Origin of the sequence: Paenibacillus sp. FSL R5-0636, from assembly GCF_037974255.1 — a bacterium.
In the GTDB taxonomy this organism is placed as follows: Bacteria; Bacillota; Bacilli; order Paenibacillales; family Paenibacillaceae; genus Paenibacillus_AQ; species Paenibacillus_AQ odorifer.
Map to the genome: position 1 here is coordinate 2812111 of NZ_CP150232.1, position 26202 is coordinate 2838312.

Here is a 26202-nt window from a genome sequence, read left to right on the forward strand (position 1 = left end):
TAAGGTTGATGGGGTATTTGTTATATTGATGAAAACTAACGATCCTTACCAGTGTTATAGAGCAGCATATATACTTCCCAATGAATTATATTAAGTTTATACAGTAAATTTAATTCCTTTAGAATGATATTCAGGTGATTCCTAACGGATTTGTTTAATGGTTGTAAAGGCAAGGGAAGACTAGGACTTTTATTAAGCCAATTATTTCAGCAGCTGCTGAAATCACTCGAAGGCTACCGTAGCGATCGGTTCTAGTAATGTTGAAAGGTGTGGTGCTTCTTCTAAATGGCCACTTTGAGTCATTCTTGTGATATCTAGACATAACCTCGGAAATAAACCACCTAGCACTGAGTACCATAAGTCACAACCTGCACTCAAGCCTGGATATGCGGATGGATTCCCGCTTATTCCAAACGTAACATGGAGTGGAATAACAGCTCTGAGTTTTTCTACACGTAACTTGGCTTTATCAGATTCTGATGGTATGCCGGGAATCTTAATGGAACAAACATTAGGTAACCTAGCAATTCTGCTGTGCAGCTCATCACTGAAATGGAAATGTGAAGTGCCGGGATTATCATAAACACAAAGTGGAATGGAGAGTGAACTTGTCACCTGCTCGTATAGAAAAAACACCTCTTCATCTGTTAGTGCCTGATAGGAGATAGGAGCCAAGAGTACTGCACTTGCCCCAGCTTGTTGTGCATCTTCCGCTAATCGAAGTACTTCTGAAGTTCGAATCGCACTTATGCTTGTCATCACGGGAATCCCTTCAGCAGAACTAACAGCAAGCTCAAGGACACGCAAACGCTCCCCTCTACTAAGAGATACGCATAGTTACCAGTTGATTCCAGTACACCAATTGAGTCTACTCCTGCCTTTACCAATTCTTTAATAAAAAAAGGGACCAATTTTAGAGGCTAGGTGTTGTTAGAAATTATGAGTTGCCACGTTTGTCCCGTAGCGATTTAGATTCAGAACAAACATAAAATAACCTGTCAAGCTTATGCCTGAAGGGTCTATTAGTGCTTATACGATAAACTCTGTAAATACTGGGCTTCGAAGCATGCCAGATTTGGTCCAGTTCCTCATTCTTACCTTTGCTTGTAGCCGGGACTCCAGATGTACAAACTCCGTATCCTTACCTTTGTATATCAAGATATCAAAGATGGCGTAATACGCTGGGAGTGTCCCAGTGAGTTGAGTTATTTTATCAGTTCGTCTCGCTTGAAATCGGCTCATAACAGATTCAAAATCGGATACTCACAGTACGAAGATACATGGACAGAGAGGGTTAATAGCCCTCCTCTCACAAAGGTTATGACGTAGTAGATACATATTGCGACATGAAAAAAGATAAAAATGCTTATGCATCCTTATCTTTTTCAAGTAATTCTATTATTCTGTCTAATTTTTTCTCTATGCTACTAGTTTTATCTGAAACCTTGTTTTTGGTTCCATAATCACCTTTTAACAGTAAAACCAAGGGAATTGCCAAAACAAATGCCAACGGTATTAAAAAAAAATATTGCAAGATAACACCTCATTAAAAGTTTTTATTTAATTATAACAAATTTCAAAAAAAAGACTCTCTCCCACAAGGAGGATATAAGAGATAGTTTGGCTGTACTGAACTTATAAAGGGGATGGATAATCTTCATTTCTTACCCATTAAAGATATACCATAGTAATCCATAAGCTATTCCGAAGTAAGCAATCACACCCAGTAAAGAGATGGATAAAAGAATAGTGATAACTTTCTTACCGTTCATAAAATTCACCTCTTATTTAATATATCACGGAATGAGGGAGGAACTGACGTCAACGTGGATTGAAATTATTTTTGCTTTTATCGCTATCCTATCTTTTATTTCAGCAGCTGACAAAGAATCTATTCTTTACAAGCAACGTGGCATGCACATGGCAGCAATATGTGTTGCTTCAATTATCGCACTAGCTGCAGACGTTATTTTTTCATAAAACCCAAATTTGAGAGGAGTAATTATAAATGAAAGTTCTGATAGCAGCACATTTCAATAAGCAAACGAAGGATTCCAAAAAGGAACTTTTATAGTTCCACGTAAAGGGTGATACATCCTCTGAAAACTCCTATGAATTCTATCGGAAGGCAGGATCAGATGTAATCTTGGAAATCGCTGAATCTCAAATGAGTATTGAAGAGTTCCGAGGTGATGACGATGAAGAGGATCGTGAGGAGTCAAGAGAAGGCGTACGAGGAAAGGTTAATCCAGACGGTACGATTGAATTGGAAGACAAGGATCAACTCACTCTGGAGGAGGTAGCTGCTGCAGGAGATAAGAATGATCCGGTAATCCTTGAAAATGATGATAATCTGCCGTTTTAAGATGGTACACGCTCCGGCTTCGGTCGGGGGATTCTTTTACAGTGAGGTGATAGCAGGTGCAACAAAGCTTCCTGCCAGAGATAGATAGAGAACGGACGCAAGCTGCGGTTGAAGCGGCTTTTGATAAGTACCGGGCGAGAGAATAAATTCCTAACTTTTGAGGAACGCGAAGCAGCCACGACAGCAGCATGGTCAACTACTCCGAGAAGCGAAACGGGAACAACTTCGGACCAGACCGCGAATATTGCCATACACAATGTTGATAGTTTAGCAGCACGTAAGGAGTACTGTGAGAGAATTGAAAGGATTGTAAATAGGCTTCCACGAATGGAATCATTTTTGATTAAAGAAAGATATATAATAACCGAATATGATTACATCACGGATCAGAAGATATAGGCAAAGCTTCCCGATGACACTCCGCCCAAAGCATGTAAAGGAAATAATGAAATTGAGTCAAGCTAAGTTATATGAGTTTTGAGTTTTTAGGGGACGCACATTTCATGTTGCAAAAGCAGGAAGGGAATTATATATCAGTAAAGCGGTATTTAGGAATTGGCTAGAGGGTAGAAGTGATGATATTTTCCCGGAGGACCTAGCGAACTGATATGAAAAGCAAATAACGATTCGTATCAAATTCGTATCATGAAGGATTTCAATAGAATGATAAGTGAATAGAAAACAAAAAAAGCCTTGAATATCAAGGCTTTCACGTATAGGACGGATGGGGTTCGAACCCATGACCCCTACCCTGTCAATGGAGTACCGTGGTTTCCCTTACTATCCTACGAGATACTGGATGCTTATAAAACAAAAGGTTTAAAGGCATAATTTAAAGTAAGCTTCCTTACGTTTTTACCTGTTATTTGGAGTATGCTACCATCGATGCTACCACATAAATTCTTAAAAGGAGGTAATACTAAAGATTACTAAAATCAAATGTATCTGTCTTATATATAATTTCATTCCCTAGAACATCAAATCCTACAGTGTATGGTTCATCAATAAGTAGATGTTTATTTTTTATTCTTTTATTTAATAGATTAATATTTATACCCTTTGACTGAGCAACTGCTTTAATAGTCAGTCCCAATAACCCATATTGAAGAATATTATCTTTGGGAGCTGAGGGCCATTCGGAACTATAAAACGGCAAAAACGATCCATGGCTCGAGTCTACTAAAATGCAATCATCAGAAAGGCGAGCAAGATTAATAAGGTTATTTTTTTCATATGGTCTAAGAAATGAAATCTTATTTGGCCAGCTTTTTATAGAAGCAATATCTTCAAAACTCATCCAACCTCTACTCGTTTGGCAAATGGGTAATTTCCCGCTTTCTCCATTTAACGAGAGTATACTTTCAGCAATATGGTTTTTAGATTCTTCTGTTAATGATGATTCAAAGTACAATGTAGCTTGCTGAGCAACCCATTTTTTTAGTTGTCTTCCTTCTAGGTTTGGAACTGAATGGTTTCTACTTGCATTAATAATAGATCCATTAACAATTCCAACTGACTTCTGCATATATCCTGCAAATATTCCGCCTGTAATTATTGCACACGCTATTTGATAATCATATTTTTCTAAGTAGGAGTACTCCAAAGGTACCAATCCAACTCTACCAATCAAATTACCATTTTTATCAAGAACTTCTGTTAAAAAGTCCTTATGTTCAATAACAAAATCCAAAACTGGTTTAGGACAAATTTCTTTACTAAACCCCAAAGAGCGTAAGATCAGTTGTGTATTATCTAATGTACGCCAATCATTTGCCTTTATTACATTGTGAACTATTATATCATCAAAGACTTTATAAGAAAGGTCAACATCTAACGCAGGAGCTAGCTTACAGCAAATAAAGTTAAGCTTATCATTCATATTACTGAGTTCTTTAGCATTTCTGTGAAGAAGATACTCAGTAATGCTTGTAACAATGTCTAATTTATCAAGAAAGATCTTTATTTTTGTACCAGGTTCGTACATCCCGTTCCCTGGGTTCACTTTTTTTATAATTGGGTTAATTCCCAGGCCTTTTGAAAAATACAAAATAGTAGTTTCATCTGGATTATAATGGACTGATCTTGTCGTCACTTCGATTCTACTACTCCACATAAATACCGAGTAGAAGCCAATTCCAAATTTTCCGACCGAAGAAAACCCACTTGATAACAAGCCTGGATGTTCTCTCATCATAAGGTCGCTGCTCCAGTATGATTTTCCAAAGTCGAGTAGGATATCTGTAAGGGTTATTTCTGTCATTCCTATACCATTATCTTCAACTTCTATCCAATAATTATTTTCTATGTCCTTTCCATAACTTATAAGGATATTACCCCATGAATCTGATTTGTTTTCAAATTTTCTTCTTGCTACAACTGCATCTCTTGCATTTTGAATTAATTCTCGAAGTGGAATATATGGGTTTTGGCCATAAAGTCCTTCTCCTCCAAGATTTGAAACAAGGCTAGGAATATTACTGATGTGAATAGTTGTATCAACAGGTGACCAACTATCTGCCTTAATGTAAGTTGATAATCTGGTGGGGCTTTCTGCACCCAGTACCCCTTTTACTTGGAATCTTTGCTTATTAGTATTGCGTAATAAGTTATCGACATTCCTCAATTCTTTATCTATCATTTTAATAGCATCGTATGCTAACCACCATTCATCGACATTTTTCTCTAAGAATCTTTGTGTTGAACTGTATACTAAAAGTTCCTGATCCACTATTGGTCGAGCCAGTTTTTCTTGAAATCCCCAATGCTTTTCGCTTTCTCCGACAGGTTTTCGAATTGCCTTTAATAAGCCTGGAGCTCTTCTGCTATCGATATGTGATGCATCGGCACATCTAATGATACAAGCAATCTTTAATAAATCCACACTCCAGCTTGCTGGAAGAGTAGGGGATGAACCTATGGGAATAGGAGGGAATTTACGAGATACTTCTTCAATTGACCACCAGTGACTTGCAGCTATTTGACCTATGGCTTCAGCAAAATGCTCGAGTAAAATATCATCATTCAACAATTTATAGCTTTTACCACTAACTGTTTTCCAGCTAAAGGTTAGTAACTTTTCAGCATGAATAGCATGAAGCTGACGTAATCGAAACTCAGTTGCGTTTTTTTTAACTGATTCAGAAGGTACCGCTCTTTCTTGTTTAGTGGGTTTTCTCTTTAGCTCATTTATTAAGAAAGTCTCCAAACAGTCATCCCATTCTTTTCCTACTTGGAGTTTATCAATTCCTTCAGCGTATGCTGCTGAGGCTAAACCGAGATCATGTAGCAGAATTGCACCACCTAATACAAAAGCCTCAGCAGGATTTATTGGATAGTCATCACCAACAATTAAGCCAGCCATCTCCCATAAAGAATCAATGTGAGTAATATCATGTACTGTGAAATAGGGTAAATCGTTGGTTATATCCGCTGCTAAGACTTCACAGTTTGCTCTAAATGTATTGAAAGCACTTCTTAAGCGCTCTAAAGGCTCCTGATCTTCCCCTTTTCCTTTCTTCCCCAAGGTTAATTTCCATAAGTTTGACTGATTCATATAATTTATTGACATTCAATTCACCCTATCTATGTATTATGAAGATATTCAAGAATGTGTTAAGTTAAGTGGCGATTTACTAATCCAATTTATGTTATTCGCTCTTATTCTACAAATTTCCTGCTAAGTAAAAATACCATAAGGTTGCATTGAATATATTTCTCTTTGTTAAATAAGAAATAATTATGTATAGGGTGATTTGGAAATTTTAAAAAATCGAGCCACAAGCTATGTACATACTATTGACCTTTGAATTTTGGATGCGCCCACCGCCTCCTGGTGATAATATCCATGTATAGGTGACCTGACCTATAGCATCAATCCATCAAGATGATATAGTACAAACGAACCATAGGTTGTTATATGCTCCATTTAAGCTCAAAGACAAATAAATAGTTATTCAATAACCTGTTTCCAATCCCTAGCGGAGTGATGCAGGATTTTTCATTTGGCCTAAAGCATGACAGCGATAATAGGAGCCTTTGAGATGCTTGCCTGTGAGCTTTTGCGGCGCGGAGTTGTGATCAAACCATGAATGGGGGATCTACATGAGCAGAGAGGTACTATATGTCAAGAGCTGCGGTAATATTGAATATGAACATTATTGTACTAAAACCCCATTTTCCACAGAATATTTTTGCAATCCACTTGGGAGATGGGTTAAACAAGAAGTGAATCTTACAACTTATGGTATAACCGTCCGATTCTCATATAAAAGAGAGAGTATTCAATATGACACTGGCCCATTAGCCGCTAGAAACAATCAATCAGGGTATATCTTACAGCAATTATTGAGCCTTAACCTAAACAATCTAGAGGAAATCAGGTCACATATTCTTAAAGAACAAGCTGCACTGTTTAAGTACCACAAGGAATACCCTTTTGATGAATACGCCAGGAAGCAATTAAAAAAACAACATAGAAAACAGCTGTATAAGGACTTCTAAACATTATCCTTCGTGGAAATGATTTAGGAGTCTTTTTTTGTTGGACAGAGAATAAAAAGGGTCAGTGAGATTAGCCCTAACATGGAGGTGATATAGATGAAGGATAAACAAGGATTACCTGAGGAACTGACGGTGACTCTACGGCAACTTGTCATGAACGGACATTTTAGAATGGCAGGAACGGTGCTATATGTGTACTTTAAACGATGCTGGGAGCTGGAGGATGATTTAGCGGGATACTATGTCGTCCGCTACTTCGCCAAATATTTTCCTAAGCAATGGGGCAGATACCATGAGTTTCAAGCTGCTGCTTCTGAACAGAAATAAAGACCGCTGGCAGGCGGCCTTAGTAAACTAATTTCATAGTAATCATAAACAAATATAAGTTCACATTCAAGAGGAGCGGCTACGGCTGACTCCTCTAATTAATGTTATGGAGGAATTAATAATGTCTAATAACTCATATATAGCAATAATCGCCAATACGTTACGCGAGAAAAAGAGCAGTTATACCGTTGAAGAAATAATGAAGGTATTCAGCACCCCTGAGTCTCTTATGGACGCTACAGAGCAGGAGTTAATGGAAATCCGTGGGATCGGAAAAGTTAAGGCACAACAGCTTATCAATGCCTTAGAGCTTGCCAAATTACTTAATACTCCTAAGAAACCAGCAACAGTTATTCGCTCACCCCAAGATGCCTTTGATGTACTTCACAATGAACTTGCCTATTTAACGAAAGAGTATTTTGTTTGTCTATTCCTCAATACCAAGAACCATGTTATTGCCAAGGAGACCATCTCTATAGGTTCTCTGAACTCTGCAATTGTACACCCAAGAGAAGTCTTCCGCGCTGCCATCAAGCGTTCTAGCGCAGCTCTTATTTGTGCTCACAACCATCCTAGTGGTGATCCAACACCGTCTGCTGAAGATATTCAGCTTACGAAACGATTAGTAGATGCTGGTCAGATTATAGGAATCGACGTAATTGACCATTTAATAGTTAGTGATCAGGAATACGTATCCTTAAAGGAACGTGGCTTTATGTGACAAAATGGGAGTCAGTCAAATGGCTGCTCCCCTCTTCAAATGCCTTCGGCTGTGTCTCTTCCCTCGCTCCGCTCGATATACATACCCCAACCTTCTACTACTCACCTCTTCAGTTCATACGGCTTTACACCATCTGCTGGCTGTTAATCGTTAAACAGTGTACGTGGGTTGAAACGGTAATCAGGGTCAGCCAGTCTTCTTAGAAGCAATTCATGGGCAAAGTTATTGTATTGTTCTGGTGCTTCATACTCTGGCTTAGGCTTATTCATTAACATCAGTAGATTTCGACGATACTTATTAGCTTCAATTTGGCTCTTTGAAGTAGAAGGAAGGGAGTCCTCCAAGTCTAACGCTCTTAGTAGTTCATCCATTATCTCCATAACCTCCATTCATTATCATTATCTTCATGTATATTAAAACCGATAATAACCCTAATCTTCTTGCTCCATCAGTTCAATAGTACCTATCATGCATACTCCCCCAATGCAATTATTGATTATAGAATTGTACCGTACAAATCGGGATCATTATCAGCGATTTCCTTCCAGTATGCTCTTTGAGCTTCTATATCCATATCAAGCGGTTCATCTGGTGCATCCTGATCAATCTTGTATTGCAGGATGCCATCAGAGTACACATCTTCGTACAGGTACGCTTCAAACTCCTTGTAACGACTCTTAGGTAAAAGCCGCTGACCAGTTTCAATGAGGGAAATAGTAGAAGCCTGTAGTCGAACTATCTTTCCGAGGGCCTCCTGGGAGAGGTTATCATGAATTCTCTTCAATTTGATTTGCTTATGTATCGGTAAGGTGTCCAAAAAGACTAGGACACTCTTTTGAGCATTGAAGATACTCATTAAATCATCGGGGTCTTCCACATATGCTTTTCGGAAGCCGAATTGTCCGTACTTCTCTAAATCATCGAAATCCATAACATCACTCCTTATTGGTTATTAGGCCTCCCGTTCTGTACAGAGATGAGAGGCCGTGTATGAAGAATCAAAACGATAAAGGAAACAGTAGGGAACCCGTATCGTTCTACTCGAACGTAACCCTTTATTTCGCTTATTGTCAAATTATTTATTAACTGAATTATTAATCTCTTTTTCCTTTCTGCGACCTATACACCCATGAAGCATATGTAAGTGAGCAAACCCGCATAAACACTGGGGTTTCAGGTACTTACAGCCATGTTATTAAACAGGGGTAAGAGGCCTCCTCGCTGTGGGAGTAAGTACAATAATCAGCAATCACGTATAATCATCGCTGGTTAAACACTTATTGTTAGTCAATCAATTGCTAAGTGCTGGCTGCAGGATTTCGTGATATGATCGCCTCAGGGAGGGGGTAGCTCATGTGGAATCCAATATACGATGAAGAAGCTTTCAGGAGTTATATGAAAAAGCAAGCAGTCAGCAAAGAGCATGTGCAGAACAGTATATCCAGATGTAGGAAAGTTAATTATTGGGAAGGAAATCTCTATCAACACTATACTAATGATCGAGGCAGCTCTCTGTTGGATCGTCTAACTTACACGAAAGATGATGTTGAGAGATGCATAGAGTCAAAACACAACTTGCCCATAGACGGCAACAATGGATACATGTCCATATACTATGGAACAGCTTCTTTACGTAACGCAGTGCAGCATTACTTTGAATTCCTAAGACAACTAGATTGAGGATTGTTCTTCGCCACCAACCCAATTGAATAAGGTAACTAGCCGCAAACAGGAGGGCTTAGGGTAGCCTAGAAGAGAAGATAAGCCTTTAAGGGCCGTAGGGTGAAACCATACCATTGAAGGCTTACATCGTCTATTAATGCATTCATATGAGGAAGGAGAAAGAATGAATGGAAATGGAACCCGTAGAGTGGATAACATCGATATTAGCCACAATCGCAATCATTGTCAGCGTGTTTTCATGGTGGACTGCCCGCCGCAATACTCTGGCTGCTGAAAGGAACGCAATCGCGGCAGAAAGAAGCGCAGAGGCTGCAATCCAATCCAATGAACACATAAGGAAACAATATGAAGCATTCCAAGAGAAAGAACGTCAGCGTCGAGAGGCGTTAAGGAGGTTGTATATCAAACGTCTAATCAAGACGGCTAGGCAGATACATAACGCAGTCCTTGGCAAGTATCAAATCGATTCCCCGCTCACTCGTAATCCTGTAGTTATCGATTGGGAATCCATCAGAAAAGTCCCTCAGGAAGTAACTTTCTCCGATGATATTCTGATTGATATCTTTACCTTTGAGGAAAGAGAGCAGATTGACAAGGCGTGGTCCAACCTCAACCATTTAATAGACGAGTATGGGATTGACGACGAGGAACGCAAAGGAATCGGATTCGCAGGACAAGTAATCAGTGAATTCAATCGACTCATTCAGATGTTCGAAAACAAGGGGTAAAAAAGACTAAAATGGCGATACGCATTGTCCAGCAAAGGATTAATCTAGTCTTATCCAGCATACTGAAATCATACTGGAGTAAATATTGTTGAAGGTGGATCGCCGCAGCCAATTCAGGATTTTTCGTCTCTTTTTAGGGCTATGTAAATTACATAAAGAAATCCAGTGGTGGCGCGGTTTTCAACCATTTGTAGTATTCATTCCATACTTGACGCCAGGTTATGTATTGCTTACTCTGAATCTATGAAGATAGCTCGCCAAGCTGCTTCAAAGGTGGTGTGTAGATGAAAGCGCCAATATCTATAATCTCTAATGTGGAGAGTATGAGGTCGTGCAGATTAACCCCCTGTGCTGATCCATACTCTCTTATTTTCCGTTGGGCAGCTCGGGTAACACTTTCCCAATCCATTCCTCCTACTTTTGAACCCCTGTTAAGCTGTATGACCATTTCACGCAAGTTATCGGGCATTCCGCTTAAATCCGTTATGATCTGATATCCCTTGGCAGCGGCAAAATCATCTGGTTTTAGATCAGCTACTTTCTTCATGGAGGGAAAACGATACCTTAGTTCAGCTCTAACCCAGGCATCCGTAACCAAACCTCGCTTTTCTCCTCTCTCTCTCTGCTTATCATAATGAGCTAGTTGGATGGACGAGCGCCGCTTACCCATATATACAGATGTGGGCGAATAATGATCTACCGTAGCTTTCTTAGGAGGGTGTATAGCATGTTGCTGATGGTATGGAAGGTTGCTATCAAATGCAATGTCTAGCCGCTTAACCATCCAGCGCTCTATTGGAATGAGCACAAAGATGTCTCTTAACAGAGTGCTGCCGTTCGAGTAACCATTAAAGCTCAGCCATACATTAAACTTAGCTGTAGGGAAATTCGGCCTGAATCCAAGCTTAACTCCGTTTAACCGATCCTCTGTAAAGTATTTCCAACGAGGGTGTCGCCCCACCTTGTTACGTTTGAAGATAAGCTCATGGAGCTGTTTGATCTCTAGTTCGTTTCTGAGTAGCAGGTACATTGTCTTAGTATCCGTTGATACATGCATGTTAGATTGCCTCCTTAAAGTTGTAGGGGGGACGGCAAGAAACTGTGTAATACTTTACCCTCGTACACTCCCTTACTAAGAGAACAACCTTTTCGAAACCAGATAGTCAATGGGAATATATGTTCTTATTTATTTACTTATAAAGAAACCTAACTCCAAATAGATGGAATCAGGCTCATTCTCGGCAATTGTTAGTCATTCATCAGTTCATGTAGTAGTCTGTCAATCTTTTCATTAGAATTACCCTCGTACATATCTATGCGGCGTTCAGCCGCCGCCAGCCGCTGATTTAGCTCGTTGACAAGTTCATGCAACCTCATATACTCAATATGTTTATGTGCGATCATATCCATATCTTTAACGATAATGTCGTGTAATCGGGGTACTTCATCCGACAATACTCTGAGTTTCGCAATATTTCTTGATGTTATGGGTTCACCTGTTTCAGGGTCCAAAAGTTTAATAAATACCTCAACCTCAACTTCATCTAATTCCTTTGTTACGTCATTCCAGTGAAGTTTTGAATAGTCAGTATCATCGAGAATATGATTCTTACCGTGTTGAAGGTAATAGTGGTAGAAATAATCTAGTCTATCCCTTGGTTTGCCAATGAATATGCCCGTTGCCCACTCTCCATCTGGTATCTTAGCAGTGATCAAACCAAGTGGAACATGGTATTTTTCGGATAATCTTGCAACATTGCTTTCACGGACGCTTTCTTTTAACATTTCTTCAATATTCTTGAGTCCCTGATACGACAATATTCCCGTATTTGCAATGCTAACTCTCGTGTATTCGTCCCCGTACATTTCCTCAAGCCACACACGTATGACTAATAGCTTCTCTCGGGGATCAAGGGTAATGAATCTTTCAAAATGTACTCCGTGCAGGCATCCACCACTGATATTTTCCTCTTCAATTTGTAGCCGTTCCAAAATAAGCGGCCTCCTAAACTTACCCATCACACGCTGAAATGCGGTTTGAGCTGCACCCATCCCATTTCACCTACCCTTCGTTAAGTTGAAATTCCATTAAAGGAATTATACCAAAGATTCACAATACTGTTGAAATTCACGTTATAACCGCAAATTAGTTTAAAAATTTCGGCGGAGTTAACAACATTTTTCAACTAATTGAATTCAGGTGAATGGCGTTGTATTATCGGGTCACAGCTAAAACGAAAGGATGTGTGACATGACAGACTGGATAAATTTTCAAGTATTACTAACTACATTTCCTTATTGATAGCGAAGTTTAAGATTGAGCTGAAGCTTTTGACAACAATTCATAAATGGAGGATGAAAAAATGAATCATAATACCTCACCAGCAAATGGTTATAGTGCTGTAGATAGTGCTTTATCATTAAGTAAAGAGACCAAGTGGGCTGGTAGTCCTGTTCAATTCGAATTCTTTGAACACGTTGAATTCCCAGTTGATGCTCTACCTGAGACATTGGCGAGAATGACAGATCAGGTATCAGATGTGACACAAACATCAGTTGATGCTGCTGGAGCAGTCATACTGTCCATGATTTCGGTGGCCGCTGCCAGAAAGTTTATCGTTCGATTGGTTGAAGGAGAAGGCTGGGTAGAGAAAAACAATCTTTATGTATTAATCGCGATGCCTTCTGGTGAACGGAAAAGTGCAATATATAGTCACCTGTCCAAACCAGTCATTGAGTTTGAGAGAATGATTGAAAATCCTTTATTTCGAACGGAACACGGTATTAGAGTGCAAAGGTACATCACAGATGATGTAACCCCACAAGCACTAATTCAACAGTTGAGCGAAAATGATGAACGAATGGCTTTACTATCAACCGAAGGAGGCCTGTTCGATAACCTAAATCATAAACATTACGGAAATCAAGCCAAGCTCGATGTGTTCCTACGGGCATTCACAGGAGATCGTATGGTTATTGATCGTAAAAATACTTCAAAGATTATTCTTAATGACCCAACGTTGACCATGTGCATTTTCGTTCAACCCTCTGTGCTTCAAGCTCTGCCTGACAGATATACTGGGCAGGGATTCATGGGCAGATTTTTATATGTTTTGCCACCCTCAAAAAGAGGGCATCGTACCACAGAGATAAAATCAATTCCAACAGACTTATTTCAGTCATATAGGGAATTAATCCATCACATCATGAAATTTGAACCAGCAGCCCCAGTAGAACTTGCCTTAACTCTCGAAGCACTAAATAAGCTGCAAGAGTTTCGAGAATGGTTCGAAATAAAGCTGAGGGACGGCGAAGAATTATCGCATGATTTCCTCCGTTCATGGAGTGAAAGAATACCAGGTCAAATTGTTCGAATTGCTTCATTACTTCATGTGTCTGAACAAGCGATGTTCGGTATGCCGTTCGATGATTCCTTTGAACGAAAAATATCTGAAGAAACAATGAACAAAGCAATCGCGCTCGGGAATTACTTTATTGCACATGCAAAAGCAGCTTTTGGTTGTTTTAAGTCGAATTTGGAAATCGAGGACGCCAAGTATCTGTTGGAGGTCCTGAAGAGAAAGCAAATACAGAAGTATAAGCGTCAAGAACTCTGGTCAACGGTCAAAGGTAAGTTCGGTACTGCTGAAAAGTTCGACTCCGCATTAATTATCCTAGCTGAGCGGGGGTTTTTGAGGGCAGACATTACCAAGTCCTTACGGGGTAGAAATGGGATGAGTATCGAATGTCATCCAGATTTAATAGATAGAGTAGTAGAAGTAATCCCTCCTCACACTAAACCGAAAACTGAGCAGGAGGGATAGCTTCCAATGAAACAAACTTATCCAGATGTTCTGCAAGTTGCTGACATTCAGAGAATCCTTGGAATTGGCCGCCGCCAAGCGTATGAACTGGTGAACTCGGGACAATTTCATGTAGTGCGTGTCGGTAAGTCGATTCGCATTCTAAAGGAGGTCTTCTTCAATTGGCTTAATGGGTAAGAATGCATTTTGAAAGGTGGTGATATAGAGTGCTTGTGGAACGTATTCGTGGTGATCCATAATCCATTAAATTCTTTTAACAACTATAATAACTCAAGGGAGGCGGCTGAAATGACAGCTGCGGGCTATGTAGGAAAGTACTTTGTGAAGAAAGAGAATAAAGAACTGTACTTTTACACTCTGACTTTGGGCAAGGATTCTAACGGTAAGCGAATCCAAATTAGAAAGCGAGGGTTCAAGAGCGAAAGGGAAGCAAAGAGAGCGCTTAGAGAAGCTCAGGTGCAAGCAGATAAAGGGTCTTATTGTGAGCCGTCTAAACTGACCTACGGAGAGTTTCTGATAGAGTGGTTCAGAGGTAAATCATCCAATTACGGAACACAGACTATTAAAAGCACGGAATCATATATCAGACTTCATATCAAACCCCAGTTGGGCCAGTATCCGTTGGCAAAGCTTAACATTATAATTATAGAACGGTTCGTGAACGATCTTAGAGAGAAGGGACTGGCTGAGGGTACGATTAAACGAATCTTCAATGTTGTTACAGCTTCTCTAAATTCAGCTGAGAGAAAGGATGTTATTGCGAGGAATGTAGCCTCTAGAATTGATAACAAGCCTAAGGCTAAGCGGAAAGATATGCAGATATGGAATGCTAATGAGGTCAGACATTTCCTGCACACAATCCGCAAAGAGGAGGTAAGATATTATGAAGCGTTCCATTTGGCGCTAGCTACTGGGATGCGACAAGGAGAAATACTTGGTCTACGTTGGCGAGATGTGGATTTAGAACGCGGAGTGATTTCAGTCAGACAAACGCTGAGTCATGATGGTAAAGAACTTAGGGCTGGAGCAAAGACAACAACCAGCATTCGGACAATCTCATTTGATGTTGATACAATTCAGATGTTGGAGAAGTGGATGCGGCGACAACAACAGGAGAAAGATGACGCTGGGGCAATGTACATTAATCATGATCTTGTGATCTGCACAACGGTTGGAACACCAACTACACCGCGAAATCTGTCCAGAACATGGTATAACATGCTAAAGAAATCCGAACTACATCCTATAACCTTTCATGATCTTAGGCATACTCATGCTTCACTACTGCTGAAGAACAACGTGCACCCTAAAATCGTCTCAGAGCGCTTGGGACACGCTTCAATACAGATTACCCTTGATCTGTATTCTCACCTGTTTCCGAACATGCAAGAAGGAGCAGCACACCTTATTGGAGAACAATTATTCAGAACCTGAGTTACTCAACGGTAACTGAGGGAAATAGAAAGATATGAATAGACGTGCTACCACGGTGCTACCATGAAGGCATAGGAGAGGTTATGTTGAGATGGTTTCTGTCCATAAAAAGTAAAAAAGCCTTGAATATCAAGGCTTTCACGTATAGGACGGATGGGGTTCGAACCCATGACCCCTACCCTGTCAAGATAGTGCTCTCCCGCTGAGCTACCGTCCTGCGACGAAATTTATAATACCATATGAGAGAGTAGGATGGCAATTCTTTTTTATAATCAATATAGATGTAGAGTGGTGTTTTGTCTTATCTCCTCCGACTAAGTAGTTAATAGCTAGAAAGGGGATGACCCATCATCCCCCTGCACCGAGTCAGATAAAAAACGGGAGTAGAAATAGACTGCTTATTCCGAAAAAAGGGATACGGCGTGGATAGAAGCGGCGTCTTGGGTAAAAGCCGGGCTGGAACCCGAATTGTCTATAGTTCGACTGCTCGGCAGGCATTCCGTTCATACGATCGACCATTTCGTTGCTGGGAACCGCAAGGGTGATATAGTTCTGGTCCACGTGAGCGATGAAGCCGTCAAAGGATTGACCATCTGTCGTTACTATACCTACATATTTATTCATGCAATTCCAAGCGACCTGTTGATGAAAATTTGTATTTGATTCCATGGATATCCTCCTCGAATGTTTCAATCCTGATAACAGTCTATGGTCCTTAGCCTACAACGTTCACGGCGTTTGCCTATATGTAGGAAGGTTAATTTTCAGGGATAATCACTGAGGAGGATTCGATTAGTTCTTTAATCAATACACATGCTTGTACTGTACTTTCTAATCAGTATTATTCTTGGAGTTATTGGAATGAGCTTCAATGGAGTAGATAACTTCTTTTTTGCCAGTAAGCGGGGAATCATTTATAAAATACAGTTTGTCACCGCTCCGCTTTACGAATTTCAAATTATCTCCTTTAAAAGGAACATCGTTATTTTCCGCGTATTCCTGATCCTTTGCTGTGAGTAGCTCCTTATACAAAAGGGTTCGCTCGCCTGTTTGGCGGTCGATTAAGGTAAGCAATCCATTCTGATTTCCACGAAGCAGTATGATTTCTTTATCAATGCCTTCTACATAGTAAGCATCTTCCTCGCCACCCAGCTTTACAAGATCAAGAGTATCTATTACATTGCCCGTGCCGTCTTGGATGAAACGTAAGGTATTACCATCATGCAAGATTAGGTTGCCATCATAAGGTTTGAAATCCGCATCTCCTCTGAACTGGTAGGCGAATGTGGCCTTGCGTAGTAATGCACCATTTTTGAATATAAGTGTGATTTCGCGTGTATTAATATGAGGCTCTCCATAGGAGTCAATAATCTTAATGACTAGCAGACCCCCCGCCGTTTTCTCGATCTTCATTCCTGCCCAGTCAAAGTCTGTTTGGAGTGAAGTGAGTTTTATCACCGTATCCTTGCCTTGTGAGACATATAAATCACCATTAGCCTTGACCAGCGTATAGGTACGCCCTCCATAGGATTCTGTAAAAACATTGTAGGTCTTCAGATTATCCGCTAAAAGTGTATTCGTTGTGGAGTCCAGACGGAGATGACTGCCTTCGAAAGCCTTAACGATAAAACGCGCCGGCACATATATCCCATCTTCTTTGGATTTAAAAGGTATTCCTCCTAGATCTACCGCTTTCCCGTCAAGCACGCCAGTTTGACTCCCGATTCGAACAGCAAAACTTTTAGTCCAGCCTTTGAACAGAGCACGTTTGCCGGATTTATCCCAGTCCATTTTTAAGCCAGCTTGCTCAGCGATCCCCCGAACATCTACGTAGATTACACCATTTTTGAGCAGCGCAGGTCCGCCAATGTTTCCGCCTGGAACGCCAAATTGGTAGTATACTTGCGAAGTATTAGCAAAGGAAGCTTGGGCGAGCGCAGGCGACTCCGATACAGTTAATGAAGAGCTTGCTGACATGGTGGCAGGGAGTAAAAGTGTTGAGAGCATTAAGACGGATAACCAAGCTTTGGAGTGAAAAGAGAGCATGTGAACCAACCCCTTCTTTAAATGGCAGTAAAATTTATCCAAGATAGTTGGTTTGACGCTGAAACGTTTCTAAAAGTTGCATCGTATACATTCGGAAGGACTCTTTGTTGAAATACTAGCAGTTTTTTTAAAATTGAAAGATAAAGGAGCTTGTGATCTTGCCGCAAATGCAAAATGAGCAGAAAAAGAATACTTCTACTCCGCTGAAATGGTTGGGGGGCGGAGCCGCTATGCTCCTGTTAAAAGGAAAGGCGATTTTGTCTCTGCTGAAAATAGGTAAAATTGCCGGGCCGTTAATTTCCATGATGGTTTCGATAGGGGCATATGCTTTAATTTATCCGTGGGGGTTTGCCATAGGTATCGTCCTGCTTTTGCTTGTTCATGAATTGGGACATGTTATAGCCGCTAAGCGCATCGGGCTACCCGTCAGCGCTCCGCTATTTATTCCTTTTTTAGGCGCGTTAATTACTATGAAAAAACATCCGCTGGATGCGAAGACAGAAGCGTATGTAGCTTTTGGCGGACCGATTCTGGGTACTATTGGGTCTACTGCTGTTTTTGGAGCGGCATATTATATGGATAGTCCGCTTCTTTATTCCCTGGCTTATATAGGCTTTTTGCTTAATTTGATTAACCTGCTGCCAATCCATCCGCTAGACGGTGGACGTATCGCTACCGCGGTTACGCGCTGGCTGTGGCTTGTGGGTCTGGTCGGTGGCTTAGCTATAATCGTTTACTTGCGTTCGATTTTGTTCTTTATCATCTGGGCAATGTTTGCTTACGATCTGTATAACAAATTTGTGAAAAGACGTAACAACAACCGGCCGCAGTCTGTGACTAAGGGTTTCTTAATTCCAGTGGAGCCCTTGAGAGAGGCGGGTTACATGATTCCAGGAGCTGAGCATCGCCGGGATTTACCTTTTACCACCTACAGTGATCTAGAGAGACAGCAGTATGTTGTGGTGAGATGGGATCAGCTGAATTATTATGGCAAAGCTACACTGCCACAGCAATGTATTATTGAAAAGGTAAGAATTTCGCAGCTGGAGCAAGTAACGTTAGAGAATGGTCTTCATTTAAAAATGCATTGTGACATCAGCTATACAGTCCATGATAATGATAAGTATTACGATGTACCAGCCAGTACACGTTGGAAATATGGGACAGCTTATTTTGTTTTAGCAGGCTTTCTGGTTGGGATGATGTATTTAGTCCATTTGGTTGGAAACGTCAATCTCTAAGAGGGCAACTGGAATGAATAGCTCCTATTGTTTATAAAGCTCCTGAATCGTCAAAGCTGTAGTGAGTATAACTGCAGCTGCGGTGAAAGGAGCTTTTTTAATGTCTAAAATTGTGAAATGGGAAGTCGGCGTTTGCCTAGTGTTACTACTGGGTGTAGTGGGTTGTTCTACGGCGAAACCCACAAAAGTTATGGAAATCAATGAGATGACCAATCTGGATGGCAAATCTAAAAGTCAGTATCCTCCGTTATCACCTGTGATGAAAGACGTATATAACCGTTCGATCCCTGAAGAAGTATATTCTGTGGATTAGTCTACTGAGAGGTTACGGATTCCATATGTAGGCTTTTCTTTCTAGTCATTATTTTATATAATAGACAACTATCGTTGGCTACATAGAGAGAGGAGTTTGCAACTAACATGGCGGCAGAAATCTTACGGGTAACTACAGAGGAACAGCTTCAGATGGGGCTGGATATCCGCACTAAAGTATTTGTTGAGGAACAAAAGGTACCGGCCGAGGAAGAAATTGACGAATACGATGCCATCAGTCCGAATGCGCACCATATTCTGATTATAGATGAAGGGGTACCTGTAGCAACGGGGAGATTGATCTATTACAAAGCAGGTACTGCTAAAATGCAGCGCATCGCCGTATTGAAAGACTATCGGGTCAAAGGATACGGACGTGTCTTGTTGCTGGCTATGGAAGAGCTTGCTCGGGAGCTTGGACTGGAAGCTTCAATTTTAGATGCTCAGTGTCAGGCAGAGAATTTCTATAAGAAACTCGGCTATGAAGTTATTTCTACGGAGCCATTCTATGATGCAGGTATATTACATGTACGGATGCAAAAAATGCTTTAAAGATTGGCGCACATAATTATTGGACTCTTTACGCAAGCTAGGATGTGCCGAATGATGGCAAATCCAAGTGCAAGGGGCGAGCTAAAGTGCCAAATAACGAACGAGAATCTTTCGTAGCTGTTCAAAAAAATGGGGATGGCGATTTGACAAGCTTCCAGACCTCTACAGGACGTGTGCTGGCGTATGACCAAGCCCTGCAAGAAGTACAGGCCGGAAATATTGCCGGAGTGAACGCTTTTAAAGGTAAGGATGGAGAAACTTATATCCGCGGAGATGCGGATGGAGATCCAACTAACAATCTGGATAATTTGCCGACATTTTCATAGTTCAACACGAAAAGCCGTACATACGTCAACAGACGTTTATGTACGGCTTTTTTTATATGCAAAGATCAGAGCTTATAATTCACATGCTGCTCTAAAAATTCCATCTCTCCTGTAAGTCCGACGAAATCTGGTTGTTCATCGCTATAATGCATGAGCTTGATCCGTTCGCGAACATCTTTAGGCAGAGACATCAGCTCTTCCAGCGTAGTGTGAACAACGCCTGTTCCGCCTAATTGGCAGTCATGCAGGATGATCCGGATCCCGCGCTCCCGCACAAGGCTAATCAGTAGATCCGGCTGAAAGGTCATGTCCGCACTATAAAAAATCTCGTTATTTATTAGAAGGGAATAACTGTTTTTGCCGGGAATATGCGGTGTTTGTACGATCTCTAATGAAAGAGTAGGAGAGAGGTTGTAGGTAATTTCAGGCTGCAAGGGCTTAACTTCGAAGATATCAGATAAGGAAGATACAGCATCTTCTTGGTACAAGCCTCCCTTTAATGTATTGTTCCACAAGGGCTCTATAAGTGTCTCAGGAAGCAGCAAGATCATTTTTTTACCGTGCACATGCTTTAAGGTTAGCGCAAGCTCTTCCAGCCCTCCAACGTGATCCGCATGAATATGTGTAATGAGCGTAGTATTTACGTCATTGAAGGATTTTCCAAGTCTATGCATGGCAAGCGGGGCTGTTATCCCGCAATCAATCAGCAGGGTGTAATTTTCATCTAGCAGCAAGCCATTGTTGTTAAAATATTTTTTCGCAAAAGCATTGCCTGTTCCTAGCATTTGTAGGCTTAGACTCATAAGAAAGAACCCTCCTGAAATCGGTTATAGCTAATGTTTCTGCTTCGAATAAGACCATAATATCATTTTTCGCAAGATCAATGAAATATTTACCTAAAATTAGCGCAACTTGCTGAAACAAAGTAAGTATATATTAACAGCATGAATTATCTGGAGGGTCTCAAATGAATAGATGGAAAAAAATCACTTTGTGCGTGTTTGCTTTTTCCTTAATGGGTGGCTCATTATTATTCGCCGATTCCGTTAATCAGAAAATTAGAGTATGGAGCAACGGAAAAGAAATTGTAGACGGCGGTTATCTAATTGATGGAAAAACGTACATTCCTGCTAGAGAAACAGGCGGGGTTGTTACTTGGGACGGTTCTGGGAAAGTTACGATTCTTAAACCTAATGTCCATATTGTACTTTTTAAAGGGGATACGGTTTTTGGCAATGTCAACGTAGGCAAGCTGAAAATTAAGATATTAACACAGGTAGATAGCCTGACTGAAGAGATTTCAGCTGTGAAAGTAGCCATGACAGATCCGTCTGGTAACGTTAAGGATATTCAGTCGCAGGTGCTTGAAGGCTCACAGAAGGATAATTTCTGGTTTCCAACCTCTGAGTTTACTTATGACTTTAAAGAAGCGGGCAAATATCGGGTAGGCTTCTATATTAAGCCATCCAAAAATGCAGATTACGTACTTGTGTCGGAGAAGGTAATTACAGCGTTAAATTAGGTGTTCTAAATTGACCTGAACTAATCTAACGTGGTACGATACCAGATGTAGGATAATACAATTCAAAGTGAGGTATTACAATGAGCGATCACAAACATGAGCATGGTGAAGCATGCGGTTGCGGGCATGATCACGACCATGAGCACGAGGAGTTTGTGCTGACCTTGACGAACGAGCAGGGCGAAGATGTGGAAATGGTGCTTGTAGAAACGTTCGACATAGGCGAGAAATTATATGCTCTGTTGTTAGAGCGCGAGAATCCAGAAGCAGACGGCATTATTCTGCGTATGGAAGAAGAAGACGAAGAAATGGTATTGTATAATATCGAAGATGAAGAAGAATGGAAAGCTGTTGAAGAAGCTTACAACAATCTGCTTGCTCAGCAAGAATAGATTCTAGCGACTAAACTTAAGCTGTTCTATGTGAATGGGACAGTTGATGCTTATATACAGAAACCCGATACTCATTATGGTATCGGGTTTTTGTATAAATGATTGAAGTTTTTTAGGAAAAGATGGATCTTAGGATATAGGATCGGCTTCAACAATCACCTTAACATTAGTGATGCTGCGGTCCTCAGGACCTTTAACCGGCAGACCGATTTCGACGTGGTCGATAATGTAGTCGATATTATCCTGAGTAATGACTTCGCCAGGGAGGAGAATCGGTATCCCCGGTGGATATACATAGATAAACTCTGCAATGATGTACCCGGCAGATTCGCGGAACGGAACTAACTGAGTGTCAGCATAAAAAGCATCTCTTGGAATCAAAGCAAGCTGCGGGATTTCTGGAACCTGAACCTTCAGTTCATAGATTTCACCCTTGCTATAATGGATGGCGGACAACACCCGCAAAGCAGCTAATAATTTATCTACTGATTCTTGAGTATCACCTGGGGTAATAAGGCAAAGAATATTATACATGTCACTCAGTTCAACTTCGATGTTGTATTTCTCACGCAGCCAGTTTTCGGTTTCGTAACCTGTGATCCCTAAATGGCGAACATGAATGTTAAGTTTGGTTGGATCTAGATCGAAAGTTGCTTCAGTTCCAAGTATTTCTTTACCAAAACTGTACAAGCCTTCGATAGTGTTAATGGTCTCGCGTGCGTAGTTGGACAATTGGATCGTTCTTTCCGCCATTTCATGTCCGTTCAGCGCGAGATTACGTCTAGATGTATCGAGAGACGCCAATAAAATATATGAGGTTGATGTTGTTGTCAGCATGCTCATAATGGTCTGCACCCGTTGTGGGTTAATCAGCCCAGTCTTCGCATTTAGATTCAGTACCGAGCTTTGCGTCATGGAACCACCAAGCTTATGCACACTAGTGGCAGCTATGTCCGCACCGGCCTGCATGGCCGATACCGGCAGATCCTCATGAAAATGAATCAGTACTCCATGTGCCTCGTCCACCAGTACGGGTACCCCGTAACGGTGAGCCAGGTCGACAATCGAACGCAGGTCGGCACATACGCCGAAGTACGTTGGATTGATAACTAGAACTCCTTTAGCGTCTGGATGACGCTTTAACGCTCGTTCCAGCGCACTGGTGGTTATGCCGTGATCTATCCCGAGATTCTCATCCTGTACAGGCGAGACGAACACAGGCTTGGCTCCGGAGAAGATAATGGCCGACATTACGGATTTATGAATGTTACGCGGCACAATTATTTTTTCACCCGGTGAGCAGACAGAGAGGATCATCGTCATGATGGCATTGCTCGTGCCCTGTACGCTAAAATACGTATAGTCGGCGCCGAAAGCCTTCGCAGCCAGCTTTTGAGCCTCCTGGATTACGCCAGTTGGCTGATGTAGATCATCAAGCGGTGCGATGTTGATTAGATCTATGGATAGAGCGTTATCGCCGATAAACTCACGGAATTCGGCATCGGTTCCTAGCCCCTTCTTATGCCCGGGAATATGAAATTGAACTGGATTGCCGGCGGCATGCTTTTTTAGAGCTGTGAAGAGGGGAGTACGGTGTTGATTCATTTAATGCTGTCACAACCTTTCGCGAATAGTTAATTTTTAAGGCAAGCATCAGTATAACAAAACAATCTTCAGAATACTAGGATTTGGATGTGATAGAATGTCCACGAAAGCTGAACAACGGATGAATATTAGTTTAGCATCACCATTTATTGTGGAGATGTGGGTAATTATTTTTTTAGTTGAATTTGTTAAAGGTTCGCTGCTTGTTGCCTTGTTGCCAGTGTATATGGAGAATATACTGGGCCTGTCGGTGACAGTAGTGGGATTCGCTTTTGCCCTACAGTATTTGGGGGACAACGTCTTCCGCAGCCCTTCAGGCTGGGTTATGGAGCGCATAGGGTTCCGCTGGACGATGACAGGTGCATTGTTGCTGATTCTAGTAGCCATTGGCTTGATAATCTATGCCAAAACGGCCGTTGCGTTATCCATCGCCTGTCTCATTCTTGGGATCGGGACATCTCCGCTTTGGCCATGTGTGATGACCGGAATTACCGAACTCGCCGGATCAACCAAAAGCGGCAGCAGTGGTGCGGCCATGGGCGCTGTTGAGATGGCCTCTCTCGCAGGAACAGGAATCGGTCCAATTGTTGTGAATTTTTTAATGGATCAGGGTGGACAGAGTTATCATGTGGCTTTTCTGGTCTTGTTAGGTTGTGCTGCCGCTGTAGTTGTAGTAGCCCTTTTCTTACCTAAACGAATCTCTTCCAGCGGGTCTCATGCTGTCGTGAGGGACATGCATGGACTTGGCGGAGCAATGGATCGTAAAAAGCTTAGTCCGATAGAAAGTATAAAAAGAACGCTGCATCAGGTGAGAACTACCCTGAAAGTCAGCAGATGGCTGTACCCGGCGTTGTTCCTACAAGCCTTCGCCATTGGCTTGATGACGCCTGTAGTTACCTTGTTTGCACGTACAGAGCTGCATGTTAGTCCCAATCAATTCAGTTTGCTCCTCATCGCAGGGGGAGGGATTACAGTTCTTGCACTTATTCCCGCAGGCAAGCTGGTGGACCGCATAGGGACAACGGTGTTTCTGAATATAGGTTTTTTGTTAGCTGCCTTTTCACTGGCCTTTTTCTCTCAGGTTCGCTGGCTGCCACTTGCCTTTATCGCGGTGGCACTGGTCGGTATAAGCTACGCGTTTATCCTCCCGGCATGGAATGCCTTTCTGGCTAAGCAAGTACCTAAAGGAGAACGAGGGACGGTCTGGGGGTTGTTCCTGACACTCCAAGGATCAGGAATGGTAGCGGGGCCAGTTTTGTCAGGAAGATTATGGGATCATGTAGGACATGGTGTCCCATTCCTGGCAAGTGCCATTGTAATGCTGCTGCTCTTCGGGCTGCATCTTCTTATTGTGCATAGAACGAAACAGAAATTTAAGACTAGCTGAGGAAAATAAAAAGCCGCTGATAACCGAAGAATGATCCGGTATATCAGCGGTTTTTTTAGAAAATTAGAAGGACATAAGATATAACGGAAGTAAGTTTCGAAGGTCTTCTGTATGACACTGTGAAGCTGAAGGACTAGAACGTCTATGCTCCAAAAGGACTAAAAGGCATTAAAATTCTCGCTCAGCGTTTGGAGAAAGGCTGTTGCGGGTAAAAATAGTCAATAAACCAAGTTACCGCTACATAAACTGAAGTATAAAATAAGATTAAGACGAACGCAAAAAGGAAGTTAACTCAAGAAGAGGTCCGGCAGCCATGATTACTCTGGAATTGAACTAATGAAGGCTGGCTTTACAGATGTGAAGCTGTTAGGGGGGAGTGCCGTGAACAAAAACGACGAGGTGGAATATTGTAACCTGGAATTGCGGTTCGACAGACAGCATATCCAGGACCTGATCAAGGATTTGATTCAAGAAGGTTATTCCCTATATTGGAGCGAGAATGAACAGGTCTTTGTGATTTCGGTCCGTACGGGTCGTAAGTTAGTGAAATTGCGGTTTCAAAGGATTAAGGACGGCTATAAGCTTGTGGGCGATTATATGATCCGTGATGCTCGCTTGTCAGAGTGGATGGAGAAATTAATTGGGGATATGCGCGGGCATGCTATCGTTAAGCGTTTCCGGGATCGGCAGATTATTATTGAAAATATTCTGTTTGGCGAAGTGATTCGCCTGGTTGAAATTTCTGGTTATCAGCAGCGTGTGTTATATCAGAAGGGACCTATGCTCACAGATGAGGAGCTGACAAGACTCTTTTATTCTATTGAAGGGGAAGAACGGGTTCGCCAGCGGAGAATTGAAGTTGATGAACAGTTGGATCGGTTAAATGATGCATTAAAGGCTGGAGATACGGTTCGCGCGGACAAATGTCGAGCTGAGCTTGCCTTTTTGACCAAGGAATTGTTTATGTTAGAATGGTAAGCAAGTGCCGGGCAAATGTTCTTTCAAGGCACCCTGTTCATCGGGGTGTCTTATATTTGTATTGGAACTTGCAGACAGGGGTTCACTTCTGACGTTAAAAACGTTAAAATAGTCATTGTGATCATTTCTTGGTCTGAATTTGTCAATGAAATTGATCTCTATTCGCAGGGCAGGCTTTGCTGTCTCTGATAAAGGGTGGTATTCTTATACTGCGAGAAATGGATTTCACAAAAATATAGGGTGCAAAGGGTGGAGGACC

Annotated in this window: 27 protein-coding genes, 1 tRNA gene and 1 pseudogene; 17 read left to right on the plus strand and 12 right to left on the minus strand. The window is 41.4% G+C overall.

The window, feature by feature from the left end:
- Nucleotides 1-35 precede the first annotated feature (35 nt).
- Together MKX34_RS12600 and MKX34_RS12605 are read right to left on the minus strand one after the other, a co-directional pair.
- Nucleotides 36-896: pseudogene (locus MKX34_RS12600) on the minus strand (dihydrodipicolinate synthase family protein); the annotation flags it as partial.
- A 470-nt stretch (nt 897-1366) separates the two neighbouring features.
- Nucleotides 1367-1510, minus strand: coding sequence for a hypothetical protein (locus MKX34_RS12605; RefSeq protein ID WP_339205124.1), 144 nt, complete (start codon nt 1508-1510; stop codon nt 1367-1369).
- 293 nt (nt 1511-1803) lie between these two features.
- Between MKX34_RS12605 and MKX34_RS12610 the strand changes: the two genes are divergently transcribed.
- The gene (locus MKX34_RS12610; RefSeq protein ID WP_155288125.1) at nt 1804-1980 is read left to right on the plus strand and encodes a hypothetical protein; all 177 of its coding nucleotides are present in this window, start codon (nt 1804-1806) and stop codon (nt 1978-1980) included.
- Between the two features lie 166 nt (nt 1981-2146).
- Nucleotides 2147-2365: a hypothetical protein gene (locus MKX34_RS12615; protein ID WP_036686024.1), complete on the plus strand. Its 219-nt coding sequence runs from the start codon at nt 2147-2149 to the stop codon at nt 2363-2365.
- 919 nt (nt 2366-3284) lie between these two features.
- Here MKX34_RS12615 and MKX34_RS12620 read toward each other — a convergent pair.
- Nucleotides 3285-5918, minus strand: coding sequence for an ATP-binding protein (locus MKX34_RS12620; RefSeq protein WP_339205127.1), 2634 nt, complete (start codon nt 5916-5918; stop codon nt 3285-3287).
- Between the two features lie 548 nt (nt 5919-6466).
- On the opposite strand from MKX34_RS12620, the gene MKX34_RS12625 reads away from it, so the two are divergent.
- The 3 genes from MKX34_RS12625 (at nt 6467) to radC (ending at nt 7913) form a co-directional block, all read left to right on the plus strand.
- Nucleotides 6467-6865, plus strand: coding sequence for a hypothetical protein (locus MKX34_RS12625; protein WP_076297691.1), 399 nt, complete (start codon nt 6467-6469; stop codon nt 6863-6865).
- Between the two features lie 96 nt (nt 6866-6961).
- Entirely contained in the window at nt 6962-7192 is a 231-nt protein-coding gene (locus MKX34_RS12630; RefSeq protein ID WP_076297692.1) for a hypothetical protein, read from the plus strand.
- Nucleotides 7193-7313: 121 nt separating this feature from the next.
- Nucleotides 7314-7913, plus strand: coding sequence for a DNA repair protein RadC (gene radC / locus MKX34_RS12635; RefSeq protein WP_256717698.1), 600 nt, complete (start codon nt 7314-7316; stop codon nt 7911-7913).
- Nucleotides 7914-8056: 143 nt separating this feature from the next.
- On the opposite strand, the gene MKX34_RS12640 is transcribed toward radC, so the two are convergent.
- Entirely contained in the window at nt 8057-8284 is a 228-nt protein-coding gene (locus MKX34_RS12640; protein WP_076297694.1) for a hypothetical protein, read from the minus strand.
- A gap of 125 nt (nt 8285-8409) precedes the next feature.
- The gene (locus MKX34_RS12645; protein WP_076297695.1) at nt 8410-8844 is read right to left on the minus strand and encodes a helix-turn-helix transcriptional regulator; all 435 of its coding nucleotides are present in this window, start codon (nt 8842-8844) and stop codon (nt 8410-8412) included.
- Between the two features lie 919 nt (nt 8845-9763).
- Between MKX34_RS12645 and MKX34_RS12650 the strand changes: the two genes are divergently transcribed.
- A complete protein-coding gene (locus MKX34_RS12650; protein ID WP_076297697.1) occupies nt 9764-10324 on the plus strand; it encodes a hypothetical protein in 561 nt (186 codons plus the stop codon).
- A gap of 241 nt (nt 10325-10565) precedes the next feature.
- Here the strand turns inward: MKX34_RS12650 and MKX34_RS12655 are convergent, their stop codons facing one another.
- Both MKX34_RS12655 and MKX34_RS12660 read right to left on the minus strand, forming a co-directional pair.
- Nucleotides 10566-11381, minus strand: a complete 816-nt coding sequence (locus tag MKX34_RS12655; protein ID WP_076297698.1) for a replication initiation factor domain-containing protein — start codon at nt 11379-11381, stop codon at nt 10566-10568.
- A 191-nt stretch (nt 11382-11572) separates the two neighbouring features.
- Nucleotides 11573-12376, minus strand: coding sequence for a hypothetical protein (locus MKX34_RS12660; RefSeq protein ID WP_076297699.1), 804 nt, complete (start codon nt 12374-12376; stop codon nt 11573-11575).
- A gap of 296 nt (nt 12377-12672) precedes the next feature.
- Between MKX34_RS12660 and MKX34_RS12665 the strand changes: the two genes are divergently transcribed.
- The 3 genes from MKX34_RS12665 (at nt 12673) to MKX34_RS12675 (ending at nt 15582) form a co-directional block, all read left to right on the plus strand.
- Complete coding sequence (locus tag MKX34_RS12665; protein WP_081384091.1) at nt 12673-14148, plus strand: YfjI family protein; 1476 nt, start codon at nt 12673-12675, stop codon at nt 14146-14148.
- 6 nt (nt 14149-14154) lie between these two features.
- A complete protein-coding gene (locus MKX34_RS12670; protein ID WP_076297701.1) occupies nt 14155-14325 on the plus strand; it encodes a helix-turn-helix domain-containing protein in 171 nt (56 codons plus the stop codon).
- Nucleotides 14326-14436: 111 nt separating this feature from the next.
- Entirely contained in the window at nt 14437-15582 is a 1146-nt protein-coding gene (locus MKX34_RS12675; protein ID WP_076297702.1) for a site-specific integrase, read from the plus strand.
- 145 nt (nt 15583-15727) lie between these two features.
- Here the strand turns inward: MKX34_RS12675 and MKX34_RS12680 are convergent.
- From MKX34_RS12680 to MKX34_RS12690, 3 genes are all read right to left on the minus strand, one after another.
- Nucleotides 15728-15799 (minus strand) — tRNA-Val (locus tag MKX34_RS12680).
- Between the two features lie 149 nt (nt 15800-15948).
- Nucleotides 15949-16251, minus strand: coding sequence for a hypothetical protein (locus tag MKX34_RS12685; protein ID WP_036686108.1), 303 nt, complete (start codon nt 16249-16251; stop codon nt 15949-15951).
- 162 nt (nt 16252-16413) lie between these two features.
- A complete protein-coding gene (locus MKX34_RS12690) occupies nt 16414-17628 on the minus strand; it encodes a copper amine oxidase N-terminal domain-containing protein (protein WP_081384092.1) in 1215 nt (404 codons plus the stop codon).
- Between the two features lie 167 nt (nt 17629-17795).
- Between MKX34_RS12690 and MKX34_RS12695 the strand changes: the two genes are divergently transcribed.
- The 4 genes from MKX34_RS12695 (at nt 17796) to MKX34_RS12710 (ending at nt 20059) form a co-directional block, all read left to right on the plus strand.
- On the plus strand, nt 17796-18869 hold the full coding sequence (locus MKX34_RS12695) for a site-2 protease family protein (protein ID WP_036686564.1): 1074 nt from the start codon (nt 17796-17798) through the stop codon (nt 18867-18869).
- A gap of 100 nt (nt 18870-18969) precedes the next feature.
- A complete protein-coding gene (locus MKX34_RS12700; protein WP_036686109.1) occupies nt 18970-19182 on the plus strand; it encodes a hypothetical protein in 213 nt (70 codons plus the stop codon).
- Nucleotides 19183-19289: 107 nt separating this feature from the next.
- On the plus strand, nt 19290-19733 hold the full coding sequence (locus MKX34_RS12705; protein WP_036686111.1) for a GNAT family N-acetyltransferase: 444 nt from the start codon (nt 19290-19292) through the stop codon (nt 19731-19733).
- A gap of 86 nt (nt 19734-19819) precedes the next feature.
- The gene (locus tag MKX34_RS12710) at nt 19820-20059 is read left to right on the plus strand and encodes a DUF3892 domain-containing protein (RefSeq protein ID WP_036686113.1); all 240 of its coding nucleotides are present in this window, start codon (nt 19820-19822) and stop codon (nt 20057-20059) included.
- Between the two features lie 65 nt (nt 20060-20124).
- On the opposite strand, the gene MKX34_RS12715 is transcribed toward MKX34_RS12710, so the two are convergent.
- A complete protein-coding gene (locus tag MKX34_RS12715) occupies nt 20125-20862 on the minus strand; it encodes an MBL fold metallo-hydrolase (RefSeq protein ID WP_076297703.1) in 738 nt (245 codons plus the stop codon).
- Nucleotides 20863-21026: 164 nt separating this feature from the next.
- Here MKX34_RS12715 and MKX34_RS12720 point away from each other — a divergent pair, with 164 nt between their 5' ends.
- The gene (locus MKX34_RS12720) at nt 21027-21581 is read left to right on the plus strand and encodes a copper amine oxidase (RefSeq protein ID WP_036686116.1); all 555 of its coding nucleotides are present in this window, start codon (nt 21027-21029) and stop codon (nt 21579-21581) included.
- 80 nt (nt 21582-21661) lie between these two features.
- Nucleotides 21662-21973 (plus strand): DUF1292 domain-containing protein, encoded by a 312-nt coding sequence (locus tag MKX34_RS12725; RefSeq protein WP_036686118.1) that lies wholly within the window; start codon nt 21662-21664, stop codon nt 21971-21973.
- A 129-nt stretch (nt 21974-22102) separates the two neighbouring features.
- Here MKX34_RS12725 and MKX34_RS12730 read toward each other — a convergent pair whose 3' ends face one another.
- Nucleotides 22103-23578, minus strand: a complete 1476-nt coding sequence (locus tag MKX34_RS12730; protein ID WP_036686120.1) for an aminotransferase class I/II-fold pyridoxal phosphate-dependent enzyme — start codon at nt 23576-23578, stop codon at nt 22103-22105.
- Nucleotides 23579-23675: 97 nt separating this feature from the next.
- Here MKX34_RS12730 and MKX34_RS12735 point away from each other — a divergent pair, with 97 nt between their 5' ends.
- Nucleotides 23676-24965 carry an MFS transporter gene (locus MKX34_RS12735; RefSeq protein WP_076179318.1) on the plus strand — a complete coding sequence of 430 codons (1290 nt, stop codon included), beginning with the start codon at nt 23676-23678 and terminating at the stop codon, nt 24963-24965.
- A gap of 381 nt (nt 24966-25346) precedes the next feature.
- On the plus strand, nt 25347-25943 hold the full coding sequence (locus tag MKX34_RS12740) for a hypothetical protein (RefSeq protein ID WP_036686566.1): 597 nt from the start codon (nt 25347-25349) through the stop codon (nt 25941-25943).
- The last annotated feature ends 259 nt before the right edge of the window (nt 25944-26202 follow it).

Bases quoted from the DNA above. Each gene is read 5' to 3' on its own strand.
- MKX34_RS12610 (WP_155288125.1), top strand. From the start codon at position 1,804: ATGAGGGAGGAACTGACGTCAACGTGGATTGAAATTATTTTTGCTTTT.
- MKX34_RS12620 (WP_339205127.1), bottom strand. From the start codon at position 5,918: ATGAATCAGTCAAACTTATGGAAATTAACCTTGGGGAAGAAAGGAAAA.
- MKX34_RS12625 (WP_076297691.1), top strand. From the start codon at position 6,467: ATGAGCAGAGAGGTACTATATGTCAAGAGCTGCGGTAATATTGAATAT.
- MKX34_RS12630 (WP_076297692.1), top strand. From the start codon at position 6,962: ATGAAGGATAAACAAGGATTACCTGAGGAACTGACGGTGACTCTACGG.
- radC (WP_256717698.1), top strand. From the start codon at position 7,314: ATGTCTAATAACTCATATATAGCAATAATCGCCAATACGTTACGCGAG.
- MKX34_RS12640 (WP_076297694.1), bottom strand. From the start codon at position 8,284: ATGGATGAACTACTAAGAGCGTTAGACTTGGAGGACTCCCTTCCTTCT.
- MKX34_RS12645 (WP_076297695.1), bottom strand. From the start codon at position 8,844: ATGGATTTCGATGATTTAGAGAAGTACGGACAATTCGGCTTCCGAAAA.
- MKX34_RS12650 (WP_076297697.1), top strand. From the start codon at position 9,764: ATGGAAATGGAACCCGTAGAGTGGATAACATCGATATTAGCCACAATC.
- MKX34_RS12655 (WP_076297698.1), bottom strand. From the start codon at position 11,381: ATGCATGTATCAACGGATACTAAGACAATGTACCTGCTACTCAGAAAC.
- MKX34_RS12660 (WP_076297699.1), bottom strand. From the start codon at position 12,376: ATGGGTGCAGCTCAAACCGCATTTCAGCGTGTGATGGGTAAGTTTAGG.
- MKX34_RS12665 (WP_081384091.1), top strand. From the start codon at position 12,673: ATGGAGGATGAAAAAATGAATCATAATACCTCACCAGCAAATGGTTAT.
- MKX34_RS12670 (WP_076297701.1), top strand. From the start codon at position 14,155: ATGAAACAAACTTATCCAGATGTTCTGCAAGTTGCTGACATTCAGAGA.
- MKX34_RS12675 (WP_076297702.1), top strand. From the start codon at position 14,437: ATGACAGCTGCGGGCTATGTAGGAAAGTACTTTGTGAAGAAAGAGAAT.
- MKX34_RS12685 (WP_036686108.1), bottom strand. From the start codon at position 16,251: ATGGAATCAAATACAAATTTTCATCAACAGGTCGCTTGGAATTGCATG.
- MKX34_RS12690 (WP_081384092.1), bottom strand. From the start codon at position 17,628: ATGCTCTCTTTTCACTCCAAAGCTTGGTTATCCGTCTTAATGCTCTCA.
- MKX34_RS12695 (WP_036686564.1), top strand. From the start codon at position 17,796: ATGCAAAATGAGCAGAAAAAGAATACTTCTACTCCGCTGAAATGGTTG.
- MKX34_RS12700 (WP_036686109.1), top strand. From the start codon at position 18,970: ATGTCTAAAATTGTGAAATGGGAAGTCGGCGTTTGCCTAGTGTTACTA.
- MKX34_RS12705 (WP_036686111.1), top strand. From the start codon at position 19,290: ATGGCGGCAGAAATCTTACGGGTAACTACAGAGGAACAGCTTCAGATG.
- MKX34_RS12715 (WP_076297703.1), bottom strand. From the start codon at position 20,862: ATGAGTCTAAGCCTACAAATGCTAGGAACAGGCAATGCTTTTGCGAAA.
- MKX34_RS12720 (WP_036686116.1), top strand. From the start codon at position 21,027: ATGAATAGATGGAAAAAAATCACTTTGTGCGTGTTTGCTTTTTCCTTA.
- MKX34_RS12725 (WP_036686118.1), top strand. From the start codon at position 21,662: ATGAGCGATCACAAACATGAGCATGGTGAAGCATGCGGTTGCGGGCAT.
- MKX34_RS12730 (WP_036686120.1), bottom strand. From the start codon at position 23,578: ATGAATCAACACCGTACTCCCCTCTTCACAGCTCTAAAAAAGCATGCC.
- MKX34_RS12735 (WP_076179318.1), top strand. From the start codon at position 23,676: ATGTCCACGAAAGCTGAACAACGGATGAATATTAGTTTAGCATCACCA.